The sequence below is a fragment of the Niveispirillum sp. genome (assembly GCF_017996735.1).
In the GTDB taxonomy this organism is placed as follows: Bacteria; Pseudomonadota; Alphaproteobacteria; order Azospirillales; family Azospirillaceae; genus Niveispirillum.
This window is the reverse complement of record NZ_JAGOGJ010000143.1, coordinates 1-15,677: the sequence shown is the minus strand read 5'-3', so window position 1 is coordinate 15,677 and position 15,677 is coordinate 1. Positions and strand designations below refer to the sequence as shown.

The following is a 15,677-nucleotide window of genomic DNA, read 5'->3' as shown; positions in this document are numbered from 1 at the left end:
GCCTTGGTCCATCAATACCGACATGCCCTTAAGCAGAGTGCCGCTCACGGTATCGATGATCGTGGCACCGTCGATCTGCGATGGTGAGGATGGCGGGACATGCCGAACCGGCAAAGACGGCGACGGCCAAACGGCGATCAGCATCAAGGGGGCGATGACGCCAGTGAGGATAGCTAGGATGCGCGGTAGGCGCCGCATGATAACAATCTCCCATACGACATATTCTAGCAACCGGCCCTGCCGGCTATTGCGGACAGATGAGCCGATAGGGGTGTAACGATCGTCAGCTCGTAAGAATGCCTGCTTTCTTAAAAAATATATTATTAGACAGAATGTCAATGTTTAAACTTACCTCTCCAAGGTTGGCCATCGATGTGGCCAGCCGACACCATGCCGTGAGCCTGTCAGGCAATGAAGCGACTGCACCGGGAGCTGCGGTAGCTGTTGCTGCCGACGTTGCCTGCGACAGAATCAATCGGCTGGTCATGCAAGCTTTGTATCCAATGGAGGAACGCCAAATTGTCCTCAAAGCCCAAAGCCAGACGTGTCTTGTTCGACTTCTCCTCCAAGCCCCTGCCCTTATGGGTCAGGATCGGCAAGCCCATTGCCCATCAAGGCCTGATCGTTGGTGAGTTCGAGGTTCCGACCAATGCCGGAACCTGGGTCGGGACTTCTCATCTGAGCATGGCAGTCCATCGGGGAGAGCCCTTCGAACTGGGTTGGAAACCGCATGGCGTTTTGGAGCCCCAACGCCATGTCGTCAACGCTGGTCAGTTCCATCTGTTTCCGCCTGATCAATTTGTTCATGTTGACTGGACTGGGAACCAGCGAATATTCGGGGTTGCTTTCACCCAAAGCTTTCTTGAGCGTACGCTGGTCGAGGCGTTCGGTGGGAGGATACCCGACCTTAAGCCGATGGTCGCCGTGGACAACCCCGTGATCGGCAAGCTGGTCGACTGTTTGCGCCAAGGGATGGACGAGACGGGTCCGGCAAGCCTCTTCTATCTCGATCACATCGGCGCGATGCTGCTTCTCAAACTGTATGAGACTTTCGGAGATGCAGGCCAGCCCACGCCGGTCATCGGCGGTCTCGGCAGTTCACGGCAGCGGCGCGTTGTCGAATATATCGAGGCCCGCCTGGGGGAGGAGTTGAATCTCGGCCATTTGGCCGCTGAAGTCGGGCTCACCCGCTACCATTTTATCCGGGCCTTCCGGGTCAGCCTGGGCACTTCTCCCTTCCGCTATCTCAACAAGCGGCGCATCGCGCGAGCCCAGCAATTGCTGCTCGATCCGCATCTGTCGATCACCGAGATTGGTCTCACCCTGGGCTTTTCGAGCCACAGCCATTTCACTGAGACTTTCCGGAAGATCACTGGGACGACACCATCTCAGTTCCGCAAGGACCGGCTTTGAGACGATTGCCCCGACGGAGCATTTGTCACCCAGTTTGCTCTTGGGGGATTTGTCGATTTGCAGTACGGAGTCCGAACAGTGCTTCCGGATCGAGACGGAAATTCCGGCGGGAGGCGGGAATATGAGTGAATTGAACCCGGATGTTCAGGATGAGGTACCCTGGTCGGAGACCATCACCTCCTATGATGAAGCTCACTTCATCACCTATGTTCGGTTGCTCGACGCCGAGGCCTCTGGAGCCGACTGGCAGGACGTTGCCAGGATCGTCCTGCATCGTGATGCGCTGCTGGACAAGGATCGAACCCATCGCTGCTGGGCTTCCCACCTGCGGCGGGCTCAATGGATGGCTGCCAGTGGCCATCGTCACCTCTCAGTGTAGAAGCAGCACTCCTCGATTGTGGTCCTGTATTTTCTTTCACCTTGATGACTGGAGCGGACCAAATGATCTCACGGTCTGGTCGCCAACTTTAGAGTTAATCTATTCAGTGGAAGTGTCGATTTTGTAAGTTTATTCACTGTAAATTATTGTCGTCCATGAGATTCATACATTGATTTGATCTGTTCTCCGCAATGTCCCGGTAGGCAGCGCAACCACACGAAAGACGTTTATCAATGTTGTGATGAAGCTGTATTTGTCGTCTGCTATTCGAGCATTCGGCGCGATGGTTCAGTTGTCGTTGGGTCTGCAAGGCCCATGCGGCCAACGGGAGGCTACCGTGCAACGACAATCTCGATGCCCCGAATTTCCGTTGCGGCCAGACTGGCGCGACCCAGAACAATACCGGCCGCTGCTGGCTCTGGACAAGGCGGGCTGGGCGGCAGAATGGCTTCGCCGGTCTCCCGATTTTGCGGACGTTCTCAAGAGCTTCGCCGAAAGGGTTCAAACAACCAACTGCTCCGCTAACGGGCCACGGATCATCATTCTATCCGAGATGCCTGCCGATGCCCGCTGGGGGGTGATTTTTTGCCGATGCCATCGAACCGGACGTCACCTTCTGGTATCCGTCGCTGGCCACTACGGTCCTCACCGTCGAGGCGTCCTGCGCCGAACCCGATGCAGAGGACGTTTTCGACGTGCAGCGGCTCCGGCAGCTTGCCGTTGTTCTAAAGATCTCCGACGGGGCTGAACATGTTCTGTTCAGTGACGGTTGCCATCATCTCCAACTGATGGTGACCACGGGAACATTGTTGTCAGGCCCCGTGCGGCTGCGCTGCACCATCACGGGCGTTCGGTTCACGCAAGAAAGCCTGCTGGCCGTCCGCCGCTTGATGCAACTCCACCGTTCCGGTCGGTTGCCGCACGAGCTCTATCCCACGGACACCCGAGCCCCGCGCTGGATCGAGAAGCTGCGCGCCTTTGATGGGGTCTGCGCCGGAGCCAGCCATCGTGAGATCGCCGCTTTCCTGCTGGGTGAACGGGAGGTCCGGGAGAATTGGAACGGCCGCTCCGACTATCTGCGTCTCCGGATCCAGCGGCTGGTTCGGGACGCCTGGCGAATGGTGCGTGGCGGCTATCGTGATCTGCTTCGCTCAAGGGGGGCAACATGACCGGGGGGCAGAACTGCGGGTGGCCAGCGGGGAGAGCGAGAGGGCGGCTGGAACCTTCGTGACGGGCTTTGGCAGGCAGGGAAAGGGAGCTTGCCGGGGGCCTTGTCAGCAACCCAACCGGAAGGAGACTGCGTGATGAAGACCCTGAAATTTGCTCTGCCGGTGCTGATCCTGATTGGGATTGGCGCTGGCGTCCTCACGCTATGGCCCAGGGGCCGGTCCGAGCAGGAGGGGCCAGCCACGGTCATTGATGCCGGCCTACTGGAGATTGCCGGTTCCCGGCACCGTCTGGCCGGCATCGTGCCGCCATTGCCCGATCAGCACTGTGTCGTCCGTAAAGGCACGACCTGGCCCTGCGGCCAGGAGGCCGTGCAGGGCTTGCGGGAACTGGTGACCGGCACGCCGGTCTATTGTCGGCCTCATCCCGGCAGTGCCGACCTGTCCGATTGCTTCGTTGGTGGCACGTCCCTCTCGGAGCGGATGGTCCGTGGCGGCTGGGCCCTAGCCTGCCGGTTCGGCCGGGACGATCTCAGCAATTGGGAGAACAATGCGCGGTTCCTGGCCTCGGGCCTGTGGCGGGGCGGGTTTGTTCCACCGACACCGACCGACCAGTGCACGGGGTGAAAGGACGGAGAGTCAGAGGTGGGACGGATTTCCGGGTGACGGGCCACAGCCGGAGGAGAGGCTTCCGGCGCCCGTCCTGGAGACGTGCCATGACCCAGGTGGAAATACTCGACGCCGCCGCTGACCGCAGTGGTGGCTACAAGGTGGACGTGACCCGCGGCCAGCGGATCGGTCGGGTGTCGTCCGAATGGTTCTCGCGGCCGGATGATGAGCGCTTCCTGTCGCTGTCCGACCTCTACGCCTCCGTCCGGTCGCGGACCGAGCGCAGCCGGACCCGGACGATGCCCAGCGCCGACATCCGCGTGGAGGCCAGGAGCGACAATCCCGAGAAACTGTCCTTCCTGCTGCCGGGTGCAGATCGCCCGGTGGTACCCACGCATTGGAGCTTTGGCCAGTTGGCCAGTCTGGTCGGTGCCCCGACCGCCTACCTGCGCCAGCTTCCGGCGGCGCTGGCTGGGATCAATCTGCAATATGGCCTGACCTCGCACCGAGCCGAGCAGGTCAAGACCTTGGAAATCGAAGACGGCCGGACAGAACTGCGTGCTGTCACCGGCCCCGATTATGGCCGCATCTTCGATCATGAACTGGTCGAGGCGGTACAGCGCATCGCCGGCAACGGCACGGGCGACACGCGATGGAAGGTGCCGGGCGTGCTGGACTGGTCGACGGGAGTCTACAATCCGCGCGTTGATATCACGCGGGACACGACGACGCTGTACGCCTCCGACAGGGACGTCTTTCTGTTCCTCGTTGACGATCTGAATCCCATCGAGGCGGGAAGGCTGCCGGACGGTTCGCCGGATCTTTATTTCCGCGGCTTCTACTGCTGGAACAGCGAGGTGGGCGCCAAGACCCTGGGCATGGCCAGCTTCTATCTGCGAGCCGTGTGCCAGAACCGGAATATCTGGGGCGCCGAGGATTTCCAGGAGATTGCCATCCGCCACTCCAAATATGCCCCCTCCCGCTTTGCCCATGAGGCCGCACCCGCCCTGACCCGTTTCGCCAATTCCTCCCCCATGCCTTTCGTCAACGGCATCCGGGCAGCACGGGAACAGATCGTCGCCCGCGATGATGACGACCGGTCCGAGTTTCTGCGCAAGCGCGGCTTCTCTAAGGCCGAGACGTCCAAGATCATCGAAACCGTGCTGGCCGAGGAGGGCCGCAAGCCGGCATCGATCTTCGATTTCGTGCAGGGCATCACGGCAGTGGCCCGCGACAAACCCCACCAGGATGCCAGGTTGGAGATGGAGGGGCGGGCCAAGAAGCTGCTGGACCGGCTGGCCTGACTGGTGGCCGGGGCGCGGCTCCGGGCGTTTCGAGGCAGAGGAGGGCAGGGGGCTTTGCGACGGGCTGCCAAGGTGGGAGAGAGGCTTCCATCGGTCCGTCGTGGAGAAAATCCATGGCTGCCAATACCGCCAAGATCGTCCTGAGCCGGTCCCAGGACATTCCCTTCAACAAGCTGGTCCTGTCCCAAGCCAATGTCCGCAAGGTCAAGGCCGGCGTGTCCATCGCCGACTTGGCCGAGGACATTGCCAACCGCACGCTGTTGCATGGCCTCCCCGTCCGTTCGCAACTGGATGCCGAGGGCAAGGAGACGGGTATCTACGAAGTGGCGCCGGGCGGACGGCGCTACCGGGCGTTGGAACTGCTGGTCAAGCAGAAGCGCCTCGCCAGGACCGCGCCCATCCCCTGCGTCATCCGTACCGGGGGGCTGGGTGAGGAGGACAGCCTGGCGGAGAACCTGCAACGGGTGGCGCTGCACCCGCTGGATCAGTTCCGCACCTTTCAGACCCTGCGCGACAAGGGGTTGAGCGAGGAGGAGATCGCCGCCCGGTTTTTCATCACCACGGCGGTGGTCAAGCAGCGGCTGCGCCTGGCCTCGGTGTCACCGAAGCTCCTGGAGCTTTATGCCGAGGACGGCATGACACTGGAGATGGTGATGGCCTTCAGCGTCAGCAGCAATCACGAACACCAGGAGCAGGTCTGGGCCTCCTTGACCCAGCCCTGGCAGCGCGAGCCCTATCACATCCGCCGCTCACTGACGGCCGGCAGCATCCCCGCCCATGATAAGCGGGCGCAGTTCGTGGGGTTGGACACCTATGTCGCGGCCGGCGGGCCAGTGATGCGCGACCTGTTCACGCCCGACGATGGTGGTTGGCTGGGCGATGTGCCGCTGCTGGAACGTCTGGCGGCTTCGAAGCTGGCCAAGGAAGCCGAAGCGGTGATGGAGGAGGGTTGGGAATGGATGGAGGTCGATACCGACTTCCTCTACGGCCATGCCGCCGGCCAGCGCCGCTTGCGCGGCGAGGTGATCGCTCGCACCCAGCAGGAGGAGGCCCGCTATGCCGAGCTTCAGAATGAATATGACCGGCTGGCCCAGGAGCATGACGATGATGGCGCGATTTCCGAGGAGGTAGATCAACGCCTGACGGCCATTTCCGGCGAGATCGCCGTGCTGGAACAGCGGCCCGTGCGCTATGATCCGGAAGAGATCGCGCGGGCCGGCTGTTATGTCAGCATCGGGTCGGACGGACAGTTGCGGGTCGAACGCGGCTATGTCCGGCCGGAGGATGAGCTGCGTGTCGAAGAACCGGCGGAGCCGGAAGCTGATCCCGCCGAGGGAGGCGGCGATGCGGAGGGCACCCGCATCCCGGCTGCTGCCCATGTCGCCCATACCAGCGGTTCCGTCAGCCAGGAGCCTGAACCGGAGGAAGAGGGGCTGAAGCCGTTGCCCGAACGGCTGGTGATGGAGTTGACGGCCTATCGGACCCTGGCCCTGCGTGACGCCCTGGCCCGGGACCCGGACACGGCCTTCATCGCCGCGCTGCATCTGCTCTGTCTCCAGCTCTTCTACCAGCGCAGCTCCAATTCCTGCCTGCAGATCACCGCGCGCAGTCCGGGCTTCATGGCGGAGCCTCAGGGCTTGGCGGACAGCATCCCGGCCAAGGCCATCAACGCCCGGCATGAAAACTGGGTGGAACAGTTGCCCCAGGACCCGCGTGATCTCTGGGAGGCGCTGGTGGGTTTCGATGCCGACAGCCGGGCGGCACTGTTCGCCCATTGTGTGGGCCTGACGGTGCATGCCGTGCAGTCGTCCGGTGAATACGGGCCGGAGAGCCGGCGGCACGCCGACGGGTTGGCAGCCGCCCTCCAACTCGACATGGCGGCGGTAGGCTGGGTGCCGACGGCGCTGAACTATCTCGGACGGGTCACCAAGGCCCGTATCCTGGAAGCAGTGATCGAGGCCAAGGGCGAAGCCGCCGCCCGTCAGATTGACCATCTCCGCAAGCCTGACATGGCCGTGCAGGCCGAACTGATGTTGGCTGGCACCAACTGGCTGCCCGCACTGCTGCGCACGCCGGGACAGGTGATGGCCGCGCCGGAGGAGGGGGCCGGACCTGTGACGCCGCCGACCGCCGATATCGAGCCGGAGAACGTGGTGCCGGTGGAAGGCCCGCAAGCGGTGGCACAGTCGATCGCCGCCGAATAATCCGACCTTTACCTTCCACCCCTGGCCCGGCCTCAGCGCTGGGCCATTCTTTTTTTGGAGACGGATCATGGCAATACCCGACCATGCCCGCGCCAATTTCAGCACGCTTCTGCGTGCCGCCCACGACGGCAATCTGGCGCTGATGGAATGCAATGATGCCGTCACCGGCGAGCCGCGCTACGTCATCTGGGCCCTGGGTCGAGATCAGCGCGGCATCATCATGACCCCGTTCGGTCACCTCGCCGATGGCAATCTCTACGACGCTTACCTTCCGCCGGATGCCCCCGGCGGTCTGGATGGCTCCGGTGCCTGACCATGGGGAATGCCGGCCTCCTTGCACATCGCCTCGCGCTGGAGGCCGAGGCGGTGTGCCGTCAGTTCCTGCCCAATGGTCATCGTCAGGGCAACTATTGGCAGGTCGGCGATGTGCAGGGACATGCCGGTCGCAGCCTCTATGTCCGCCTGAAAGGGCCTCGGGCCGGCCGGTGGGCTGACGCCGCCACGGGCCAGCACGGCGACCTGCTGGACCTGATCGCTCTGAACCGCAACCTGTCTCTCCGCGAGGCCATGGACGAGGCCCGGGCCTTCCTGCGAATGCCGTTGCCGGTGTCGTCCGGTTGCTCCCTCGGGCCAGCCGTTACCGGCTCGCCCGCGGCCTGCCAGCGCCTATTCGCGGCCAGCCGGCCATTGCCGGGTACCTTGGCCGAGCGCTATCTGGCCGGCCGTGGCATCCTTCTGGCTCAGCCCGAGCCGGCCCTACGCTTCCATCCACGTTGTCACCGGCGGGAACCTCATGGTCGTGTCAGCCTGCCGGCTCTGATCGCCGCCGTCACCGATCATGATGGTCACCTGACCGGTCTGCACCGCACCTGGCTGGGCGTGGATGGCGGCAAGGCCGCGCTGGATGAACCCCGCCGATCCATGGGGCATCTGCTGGGCAACGGCGTACGCTTCGGGCGGCCAGGTCCCGTGATGGCGGTCGGCGAAGGCATCGAAACCACGTTGACGGTGCGCATGATCGTGCCGGGCCTGCCGCTGGTCGCTGCCCTGTCTGCCGGCCACCTCGCCGCCCTGCTGTTCCCGCCTGACCTGCGCCGTCTCTACGTTCTCCAGGACAAGGACACCGCCGGCAGTCGGGCGCTGGAACGGCTGGCCCGGCGGGTCCAAGGTGCAGGCATCGACATCCTGCCGCTGCGGCCGCGCCACAAGGATTTCAACGCCGATCTGCTGGCTGATGGCCTGCCGACGCTGCGGAAACGGCTTGTCGGGCAGCTCCATCCCGAAGACGTCGCGCGCTTCCTTCCATAGCGGCAGATGATCGTCGCCATGATCGGCCTCATCGGGGAGGGGCAGGGGCCTGGCTGGCGGCAGGGTGTCGGGCACCCGTGGTTCTGCCGGCCAGGACCGCGCCCACGGCCTTCGGGGGAGGGGATCTGCCAGGGCCGGCCGGGTCCGCAATGGGGACCCGCTTGCTTTCTTCCCCGGCCGCCCCAGGGCGGCCTCCTCGCGGAACAAGAAAGCGCGGGTCCCCATCCTCCGCTCTCGCTCCGGCCCGCAAAGCGGGTGCGGACCCGGCCTGCGGCCCTGGCGGGCGATCCCCATGAAGGCCGCGGAGGGCGCGGCCAACCGGAGATCCAGGAGGCCGCCATGACCCGCCTGACCACCCATTCCCTGTCCCCCGATGATGAAACGCCAAACGCATCGGCCCCGTCCGCTCACCTGCTGGAGGAGTTGCAACTCTACGGATATCGACCTTTCCAGGATGAGCCGGACCCGCGCCCCTTGCCCGATGCCGAGCAGGCCCGGGCCGAGATCGGGGCGTGCCTGGAAACCCTGGCCGGCCTGCTGAATGGCACCCGGCTGGAGGACGACCTGGGCGACCTGCTGTGGGCCTGCGTCAACGTCTTCCACCGCCGCATCGCCGGCTTGGAGCGCGACCTGGACAGCAACGAGCAGGCCCAGCTACGTAGCCAGAATGAGCAGGACGGCTCGGAAATCCGCTCCGTCGAACTGGAGCGGCTGACGGCCGAGGGCCTTGGCCTGATCGAGCGCCGCAACGCCTTCGAGTTCTTCCGCGACACTGCCGCCGAGATGTACGAGGCCCTGACCGGCTCCACCTGGCGCCCCCGCCAGGGCTCCCAACTGAGCCACCGGACCCTGACGGCGGCGGTGATCGACAGCCGCGATCACATTGCCGCCCGCCGCTATGCCGACAACCAGGTTCTGGTCCCGCCTGGCCCCAAGATCGCCTTTGCCGGCGGCATTGAGTTCAACGACGTTGATCGTATCTGGTCCGCCCTGGACAAGGTCCATGCCAAGCACCCCGACATGGTGCTGCTGCACGGTGGCACCCCGAAGGGCGCCGAGCGTGTCGCTGCCTGCTGGGCGGATCACCGGCGGGTGCCACAGATCGTCTACAAGCCCGACTGGACCCGCCACAAGAAGGCAGCACCGTTCCGCCGCAATGACGTGCTGCTGGAGGCTCTGCCCATCGGGCTGGTGGCCTTCCCCGGTTCCGGCATTTCTCAGAACCTGGCCGACAAGGCGCGCAAGATGGGCATTCCGGTGTGGCGGTTCGGGGGGTGACTGGCGCTCCTGTCCCTGATTTATGTCTGTGATGCTGCGGGAATTGAGGCTAGGGCTGGCCGGAACGCGGTTTGGAGAGGCCGTAACCGACCTCCCCGTTGGGCGTCGAACTATGCCAGCTCTCGTATGCCATCCAGCACTTCAGCAGCGCCTTTGACGTCGATGTGGTTGACCTGGATCAGGATTGGAAGAACGTCCGTCAACCGGGGAAGTGCCGTGATGCCGTATTTCGCCAGCATTTGTTCGGCTGCTTCTTTGGCTGGGCCATACGACCACGGCTTTCCTTCTTCCCGAAACCATTTCCGGTCCCTGTAGGCACCGAACTTGATCGTTGGTTTAAGCCGCTTCACCTTGCCGCTGGCAACCTGCCACAGAGGCAGATAATCCCGGGAAAACAGAACCCGGCTGCCGTCCTCCATCTCCATCCAGCCATATGGTAACCAGAAGCGCCGGGGCACAAAATCAGCAATCCGGGTGCGGGGGACGACCGCCTCGAACGTGGCGCATAAGCCCCTGCAAGCGGAGTGGTCGATATATTCCACCCCATCGCTGGACTGGCACCACCAACGGGGTTCGGTCTTCGAGTAGCCCGCGCTCTTGATGTGGAATATTACACCGGGCTGTCGACCTTCGTTCCACGGAACTGGCCCGGCCCGCCAACAGGCCGTTCTGATAATCTCATGATCCTCATAGGTGAAGGCTCGATTTCCAGTCAACCTCATCTCGGGTAATGCCGCCTGCACATCGCCATCGTGCACGTTCAGCGACGCCGCCAGACTGCGCACCAAGGTGATGGCGCGTTCCCGGAAGGCACCTGCGGGCAAGTGCTCATCCAGGATGGTGGGCTCCGCCGCTGTGTGATTAGTCTCAAGCTCGTGCCAATCGCGATAGCCGCAGGCCATGGCGATGGCCCGCTGGACGTTTGCCAGAGAAATCTCCGGGAACGCCCCGGTAAGGTGTTTGGCGGCCTTTTTGGGGCGGGTGAGATTGGGAAAGAAAAAACGCATACCATCCTCCCTCTCGGCGCTGGAGAAAGGCGTGTCCACTAAGCCCTGAGCGCCTCGAAAGAGAGTGTCAGGATGGTGATAAGAACCTGCCCCGAAGGCTTCGCCAGTGTGGACGGCACGGCCGGTCAGCCGATCCCCGACATTATCAACGGTCGGCCATGGCTGCAATATCGACGGAGCCGGAGCTTATGAGCACGGTGTTTGAAGGGCGCCTGCGCAGCATTCTGCGCACATATCGTCATTGGTGTGGCCTCCTGGTGGCCGCGTTTGACAGTCAACCGGCACGCGCCGTTTCTCTGTGTCCGACACCGGCCCGTTACCTGGTCAAGGGCAGGGCTTTCGGGCTTCGGGCGCCATCTCGCCGCCAGCTCTCCGCACTTTCATTTCCAGCAGAACCGGTTGTGCAGGCTTTGCCGTACTGTGTCCGTGGGGCAGTGGGCTTGACGCTGACAATTGGCTTGGTTCCGTCCGGAGGGTCGCGCATCGTGTCATGGTTGGGCAGTATGTTGGCGCCACCGTCTCCTTCATCATCGCTGTGCGCAGCCCTATTCCCGCTGTCTCCCTGTTGGCGTAGAGCCCGCGGCGTCCACGCCAACCCTCGGGGTGTTGAGAAAATTTCCCCTGCCGGATCCACCCCGCTGTCGGCGGGGACCCCGTCTCCGGCATTCCGCGCGGGACAAATTTTCTCCCCCTCGGGTCCTCCACTTCGTTGCGGCCCGTCGCTGGCGCTCGGGTGGCGCTGGCCGCCTTTGCGGTCTCTGACGCCGGGGACATCGCGGGAATGGTCCCGCGACTAGAGCGAAGGAGACAGATCATGGCCATCACCCTCGGCACCTTCACCAAGGCCGATGACGGCAGCTTCACCGGCATCCTTAAGACCCTCAATGTCACCGCCAGCCTCACCATCGTTCCCGTGCAGAAACTGTCGGAGAACGCGCCTGACCATCGCGTCTATGCCGGCAACGGCCAGCGCTACGAGGTCGGCGCTGGCTGGAGCCAGGTCGCCAAATCCAGCGGCGAGACCTATCTGAACCTCAAGATCGGCGCGCCCGAGTTCGGCCCCAACTGGGTCCGCGCCCGCCTCGTCAAGCTGGAACATCCCGGCGAGGACGGCACCACCCACATCGCCCTCTGGGAACCGCGCGACCGCTGATCCCGCCGCTTCGCAGCCCCGTTCCGGCACGTCCGGGACGGGGCTTTCGTTTGCCCAGTTCAGGGGGATCGAAAACAAGGGGGGTCGATTTTCGAGCGTCCGCAACCACGCCCGCACTCGCCATGCTCGCCTCATCTGCGGCGATGTCCGCCGCCGACATCGAGGAGATTGAACATGGAGGACGAGGTCAACCGGGCTGCCCAGGCCCGCAAGGGCAGCCCCTTTCTCAACACGGCGCAGGCCGCCTTCTATGTCGGCCTGTCGCACCGGACCCTGGAAAAGATGCGCCTGACCGGCGACGGACCGCGCTTCCGCAAGCATGGGCGATACGTCCGCTATCATATTGATGACCTGGATGCCTGGTCACAGGGCGAGCGTCGCGACAGCACCTCGGGCAAGGGGGGCTTGTCATGAACAGCCTGCCAAAAACTGCCCGCCTTCCATCGCGCAGACGTCGTCTGCCGCGCGCCATGCGCCGCAAGGTGCTGATCCTGGCGGGCCTCGGGTTGGCGGCGCTGGGCTTCGCCAGCCTGGGCCGCCCGGCGCCCATCCTGGTGTGGAACAGCAGCGCATCGGCCCCTGTCGGCCTCTATCTGCTGCTGCCGGAAACCCGTTCACGCACGGGTGACATGGTCCTGGTCCGCCCGCCCGATGCCATCGCCAACCTGGCCGCCCGGCGGGGCTACCTGCCGCGTGGCGTGCCGCTGATCAAGGGGGTGGCGGCCGTCGGCGGGGACGAGGTTTGTGCCCGTGGCGACGAGTTGTCAATCAATGGCGATGTGGTTGCGCAGCGGCTGAAGGCCGACAGTTTGGGCCGGTCCCTTCCCCGGTGGGAAGGATGTCGCCGTCTGTCGGCAGGTGAAATCCTGCTGTTGATGTCGGCCGCAGGCTCCCTGGATGGGCGCTATTTCGGGCCGATCCCGTCGGTGCATGTCATCGGCCGGTTGGTGCCGTTATGGCGGCGCTGAGGCTGGGCGGCGTGCTGCTGGCAATGGTGCTGGCGGCGCCCGTCCTGGCGGTCGAACGGTCGCCCTACGAGGCGGAGATCGTGGTGGCAGCCGGGCGTTTCGATCTGCCGGCGGCCTGGATCAGGGCCGTCATCCAGGTGGAAAGTGGCGGTGATCCCGGTGCCGTTTCGCCCAAGGGGGCGCTGGGCCTGATGCAGTTGATGCCCAATACCTGGGCGGAAATGAGCGACCGTCACGGCATTGGTAGCGATGTGTTCGACCCCGCCGCCAACATCATGGCGGGGACGGCTTATCTCGCCGAGATGCGGGACCGCTTCGGATATCCCGGCCTGTTCGCCGCCTACAATGCTGGGCCGGCCCGCTATCAGGCGCATCTGCGCGAGGGACGGCCATTGCCGGCAGAGACCAGGGTCTATCTGACCGAACTGTCCGCCCTGGTCGGGGCAGGGGAGGGGCGGGCGGACAAACTGTTCGTGCCTCTGAATGCTGCGGATGGGCGCCTGTTCGCCCCCTTGTCCAACACCGGTGGCAAGGGCCGATAGGACGGTGAGAGATGGTCTTCATCTCGATCAGCATATCTTACCAGCCAGATCGAGGCGCCCGTCAAGGAGGCGCGGTTCCCCCAAAATGCGGGCGCATTTCGGTTCCCCCGCGCCCCGCTCCGCGGCGCCTGCGGCGTCCCTGACCGGCACCTCTCCGGCCGATGCGCAGGCGCTGTCCTCGATGAGGAGGACGACAGCGATGGAGGTTGCCATGTCGATCACCAACACCCAGCCCATCCCGGCAACGGACGAATATTGGCATCGGCGCCGGGATGCGTTCGCCCTTATCCGCACCCTGGAGCGGGCCATCAAAGCCCGCAATGAGGCACTGAGATATTTTGGCTCATGTGAGGAGCCCGATGAGAATATCGGGCCCTGGGATCGGGTCTGCAGGCTCCAGGATCAGGCCCGGCAGAACCCGATGGTCATGGAGACCCTGAGCGCCCAGCAGCGTCGATGGCTCCCGATGCCCGGCTTGGGTGGGTTCTCTCATCTCGGTCAGGCCCATCGTACCAGCCAGGCCGAGGTGCCCGTCAAGGATGCGCGGTCCCCCCAAAATGCTGCGCATTTCGGTTCCCCCGCGCCCCGCTCCGCGGCGCCTGGCGGCGTCCTTGACTGCCGCCTCTCCGGCTGAGGGGGAACCCCGTCCTCGATGATGGGGACGACAGAAACGGAGGTTCCCATGTCCTTCATTGCAACGCATCCGCAGGCCGCAATCGACCGTTTCGCTGCCTTGGTCGATGACGTCCGCGTCGAGTTCGGCGAGGAAGGCCTGATGGCCAATGTCGAGCGTTTCATCAGTGCCGAACGTCCCGAATTCATCTGGGATGGCCGCTTCCAGGAGCATTATCTGGGCGAATGGATGGGCGATGATGACGGTGCAGAAGGCCTTCACTGCATCCTCATTCTGAGCCATTTCCGGGGTGAATTCATCGTCGCCAGCTGCCTTGTCGATGGTGATGAGCGCCTGCATTCCATGACCCGGCAATGTGCCTATGGCAGCCGGGCTGCCGCCGGAAAGGCCTTCCAGAGTGCAGCCTGCCGATAGGCGGTGCTGATCGGGGAGCGGCGGTTCGCACCGTCGCTCCCATTCTTTCCAGCATGAGAGCGTAGAAGGGCGTGGATAAGCGCGGGTGCCGACCAGGGGCGCTGTAGGGCAAGATAAAGCGGTGGCGCCAGCGCCCCCGTAACCCCCTGTCTGCACATCCTTTTTGGGGCCTTGCGGTGGTGCCAGGGCGGCGGGATCGACACCATTCTGGCACCAACCCCGCCCAGGACCGCTTTGCCAGCCTTGGATCGGGAGAGACCGCGATGTTCGGCGATGATCATGATTTCCGCCCCCTTCTGGGTCGCATGCGCAGCGCCTCCGGGCGGCGCGGCAAACGCTTCCTGAACAGGGTGCTGGCGGCGACCGTTCTGGCCAGGGGCGGGCCGCTGAGTTTCACCCGCCGGTCCGGCCGTTTCGATGGCAGCCGCATCGGGCGCGGTGCCGGCGTTGGCCGGGTGCTGGCCTCGCGCGACCAGTTTGCCGCCTGGCGGCAGCGCCGCGTGATCATCAAATCCCGGATCGTCAAACTGGCGGGCAAAGGCATCGTCGGCGCCCGCGCCCATCTGCGCTATGTTCAGCGCGATGGTGTGACCCGTGAGGGACAGGCGGGCCAGCTCTATGGTGCCGACCAGGACAAACTGGACGGACGAGCATTCCTCGACCGCGCCGACGGCGACCGCCACCAGTTCCGCTTCATCGTCTCGGCAGAGGATGGTGACCAGTATGACGATTTGAAGCCCCTGGTTCGCCGCCTGATGGCGCAGATGGAACAGGATATGGACACACGGCTCGATTGGGTGGCGGTCGATCACCACAATACCGGCCATCCGCACAGCCACATCCTCCTGCGTGGCAAGGATGATCGCGGCAAGGACCTGATCATCGCGCGGGAATATCTGGCTCAGGGCATGCGCGAACGCGCCGCCGAGATCGTCAGCCTGGATTTGGGCCCCCGCACCGACCTGGAAGTCCAGGAAAAGCTACGCCGGGAGGTAGAACAGGAGCGGTTCACCAGCCTGGACCGGCGTTTGCTGCGGGACCGGACGCCGGATCAGCTGCTATCGGGTATCGACCAAGACCCGTTTCAGCAGGCCCTGCGCACGGGCCGTCTGCGCAAGCTGGAGCGGTTGGGCTTGGCCGAGGACATAGGCGCGGGCCAATGGCGGCTCGACCCTGACCTGGAAACCACCCTGCGCCGCATGGGTGAGCGCGGCGATATCATCAAGACCCTGCATCGGGAAATAGCGGCACATAATCTAACCCGTGCGCCGAATGATCTGATCATCCATGACACCGGT

18 protein-coding genes are annotated in these 15,677 nt (G+C 64.0%); 16 read left to right on the top strand and 2 right to left on the bottom strand.

What is annotated here, in order from left to right; all coding sequences use genetic code 11:
• A partial coding sequence (locus KBA48_RS27795) for a hypothetical protein (protein WP_292911950.1) occupies positions 1-198 on the bottom strand: 198 nt, incomplete at its 3' end.
• 351 nt (positions 199-549) lie between these two features.
• On the opposite strand from KBA48_RS27795, the gene KBA48_RS27790 reads away from it, so the two are divergent.
• The 9 genes from KBA48_RS27790 to KBA48_RS27750 all read left to right on the top strand — a co-directional run bounded on the left by KBA48_RS27790 (position 550) and on the right by KBA48_RS27750 (position 9,661).
• Positions 550-1,413: a helix-turn-helix transcriptional regulator gene (locus KBA48_RS27790; RefSeq protein ID WP_292911949.1), complete on the top strand. Its 864-nt coding sequence runs from the start codon at positions 550-552 to the stop codon at positions 1,411-1,413.
• A 121-nt stretch (positions 1,414-1,534) separates the two neighbouring features.
• Positions 1,535-1,792 (top strand): DUF2285 domain-containing protein, encoded by a 258-nt coding sequence (locus tag KBA48_RS27785; RefSeq protein WP_292911948.1) that lies wholly within the window; start codon positions 1,535-1,537, stop codon positions 1,790-1,792.
• Between the two features lie 695 nt (positions 1,793-2,487).
• Positions 2,488-2,961 (top strand): DUF2285 domain-containing protein, encoded by a 474-nt coding sequence (locus KBA48_RS27780; RefSeq protein WP_292911947.1) that lies wholly within the window; start codon positions 2,488-2,490, stop codon positions 2,959-2,961.
• 135 nt (positions 2,962-3,096) lie between these two features.
• Complete coding sequence (locus tag KBA48_RS27775) at positions 3,097-3,585, top strand: thermonuclease family protein (protein WP_292911946.1); 489 nt, start codon at positions 3,097-3,099, stop codon at positions 3,583-3,585.
• Between the two features lie 89 nt (positions 3,586-3,674).
• Entirely contained in the window at positions 3,675-4,871 is a 1,197-nt protein-coding gene (locus KBA48_RS27770; protein WP_292911945.1) for a DUF932 domain-containing protein, read from the top strand.
• Positions 4,872-4,984: 113 nt separating this feature from the next.
• Positions 4,985-7,075, top strand: a complete 2,091-nt coding sequence (locus tag KBA48_RS27765; RefSeq protein WP_292911944.1) for a ParB/RepB/Spo0J family partition protein — start codon at positions 4,985-4,987, stop codon at positions 7,073-7,075.
• 67 nt (positions 7,076-7,142) lie between these two features.
• Positions 7,143-7,388, top strand: a complete 246-nt coding sequence (locus KBA48_RS27760) for a DUF6117 family protein (protein ID WP_292911943.1) — start codon at positions 7,143-7,145, stop codon at positions 7,386-7,388.
• A 2-nt stretch (positions 7,389-7,390) separates the two neighbouring features.
• A complete protein-coding gene (locus KBA48_RS27755; protein WP_292911942.1) occupies positions 7,391-8,383 on the top strand; it encodes a toprim domain-containing protein in 993 nt (330 codons plus the stop codon).
• A 339-nt stretch (positions 8,384-8,722) separates the two neighbouring features.
• Positions 8,723-9,661 carry a DUF2493 domain-containing protein gene (locus KBA48_RS27750; RefSeq protein ID WP_292911941.1) on the top strand — a complete coding sequence of 313 codons (939 nt, stop codon included), beginning with the start codon at positions 8,723-8,725 and terminating at the stop codon, positions 9,659-9,661.
• Positions 9,662-9,771: 110 nt separating this feature from the next.
• Here KBA48_RS27750 and KBA48_RS27745 read toward each other — a convergent pair whose 3' ends face one another.
• Entirely contained in the window at positions 9,772-10,668 is an 897-nt protein-coding gene (locus KBA48_RS27745) for a hypothetical protein (RefSeq protein ID WP_292911940.1), read from the bottom strand.
• Positions 10,669-11,482: 814 nt separating this feature from the next.
• On the opposite strand from KBA48_RS27745, the gene KBA48_RS27740 reads away from it, so the two are divergent.
• The 7 genes from KBA48_RS27740 to KBA48_RS27710 form a co-directional block, all read left to right on the top strand.
• A complete protein-coding gene (locus tag KBA48_RS27740) occupies positions 11,483-11,821 on the top strand; it encodes a DUF736 domain-containing protein (RefSeq protein WP_292911939.1) in 339 nt (112 codons plus the stop codon).
• Between the two features lie 174 nt (positions 11,822-11,995).
• The gene (locus KBA48_RS27735) at positions 11,996-12,235 is read left to right on the top strand and encodes a helix-turn-helix domain-containing protein (protein WP_292911938.1); all 240 of its coding nucleotides are present in this window, start codon (positions 11,996-11,998) and stop codon (positions 12,233-12,235) included.
• The gene (locus tag KBA48_RS27730; protein WP_292911937.1) at positions 12,232-12,789 is read left to right on the top strand and encodes a S26 family signal peptidase; all 558 of its coding nucleotides are present in this window, start codon (positions 12,232-12,234) and stop codon (positions 12,787-12,789) included. Before KBA48_RS27735 ends, KBA48_RS27730 begins: the two co-directional genes overlap by 4 nt.
• Positions 12,777-13,331, top strand: coding sequence for a lytic transglycosylase domain-containing protein (locus tag KBA48_RS27725; RefSeq protein WP_292911936.1), 555 nt, complete (start codon positions 12,777-12,779; stop codon positions 13,329-13,331). Before KBA48_RS27730 ends, KBA48_RS27725 begins: the two co-directional genes overlap by 13 nt.
• A gap of 211 nt (positions 13,332-13,542) precedes the next feature.
• Positions 13,543-13,965, top strand: a complete 423-nt coding sequence (locus tag KBA48_RS27720; protein ID WP_292911935.1) for a hypothetical protein — start codon at positions 13,543-13,545, stop codon at positions 13,963-13,965.
• A 48-nt stretch (positions 13,966-14,013) separates the two neighbouring features.
• Positions 14,014-14,379 (top strand): hypothetical protein, encoded by a 366-nt coding sequence (locus tag KBA48_RS27715; protein WP_292911934.1) that lies wholly within the window; start codon positions 14,014-14,016, stop codon positions 14,377-14,379.
• A gap of 263 nt (positions 14,380-14,642) precedes the next feature.
• On the top strand, positions 14,643-15,677 hold a 1,035-nt coding region (locus KBA48_RS27710; RefSeq protein ID WP_292911933.1), incomplete at its 3' end, for a DUF3363 domain-containing protein.

What these genes read in the sequence shown, in the direction of transcription:
- KBA48_RS27785 (WP_292911948.1), top strand. Translation starts at nt 1,535, where the DNA reads ATGAGTGAATTGAACCCGGATGTTCAGGATGAGGTACCCTGGTCGGAG.
- KBA48_RS27775 (WP_292911946.1), top strand. Translation starts at nt 3,097, where the DNA reads ATGAAGACCCTGAAATTTGCTCTGCCGGTGCTGATCCTGATTGGGATT.
- KBA48_RS27770 (WP_292911945.1), top strand. Translation starts at nt 3,675, where the DNA reads ATGACCCAGGTGGAAATACTCGACGCCGCCGCTGACCGCAGTGGTGGC.
- KBA48_RS27765 (WP_292911944.1), top strand. Translation starts at nt 4,985, where the DNA reads ATGGCTGCCAATACCGCCAAGATCGTCCTGAGCCGGTCCCAGGACATT.
- KBA48_RS27760 (WP_292911943.1), top strand. Translation starts at nt 7,143, where the DNA reads ATGGCAATACCCGACCATGCCCGCGCCAATTTCAGCACGCTTCTGCGT.
- KBA48_RS27755 (WP_292911942.1), top strand. Translation starts at nt 7,391, where the DNA reads ATGGGGAATGCCGGCCTCCTTGCACATCGCCTCGCGCTGGAGGCCGAG.
- KBA48_RS27750 (WP_292911941.1), top strand. Translation starts at nt 8,723, where the DNA reads ATGACCCGCCTGACCACCCATTCCCTGTCCCCCGATGATGAAACGCCA.
- KBA48_RS27745 (WP_292911940.1), bottom strand. Translation starts at nt 10,668, where the DNA reads ATGCGTTTTTTCTTTCCCAATCTCACCCGCCCCAAAAAGGCCGCCAAA.
- KBA48_RS27740 (WP_292911939.1), top strand. Translation starts at nt 11,483, where the DNA reads ATGGCCATCACCCTCGGCACCTTCACCAAGGCCGATGACGGCAGCTTC.
- KBA48_RS27735 (WP_292911938.1), top strand. Translation starts at nt 11,996, where the DNA reads ATGGAGGACGAGGTCAACCGGGCTGCCCAGGCCCGCAAGGGCAGCCCC.
- KBA48_RS27730 (WP_292911937.1), top strand. Translation starts at nt 12,232, where the DNA reads ATGAACAGCCTGCCAAAAACTGCCCGCCTTCCATCGCGCAGACGTCGT.
- KBA48_RS27725 (WP_292911936.1), top strand. Translation starts at nt 12,777, where the DNA reads ATGGCGGCGCTGAGGCTGGGCGGCGTGCTGCTGGCAATGGTGCTGGCG.
- KBA48_RS27720 (WP_292911935.1), top strand. Translation starts at nt 13,543, where the DNA reads ATGTCGATCACCAACACCCAGCCCATCCCGGCAACGGACGAATATTGG.
- KBA48_RS27715 (WP_292911934.1), top strand. Translation starts at nt 14,014, where the DNA reads ATGTCCTTCATTGCAACGCATCCGCAGGCCGCAATCGACCGTTTCGCT.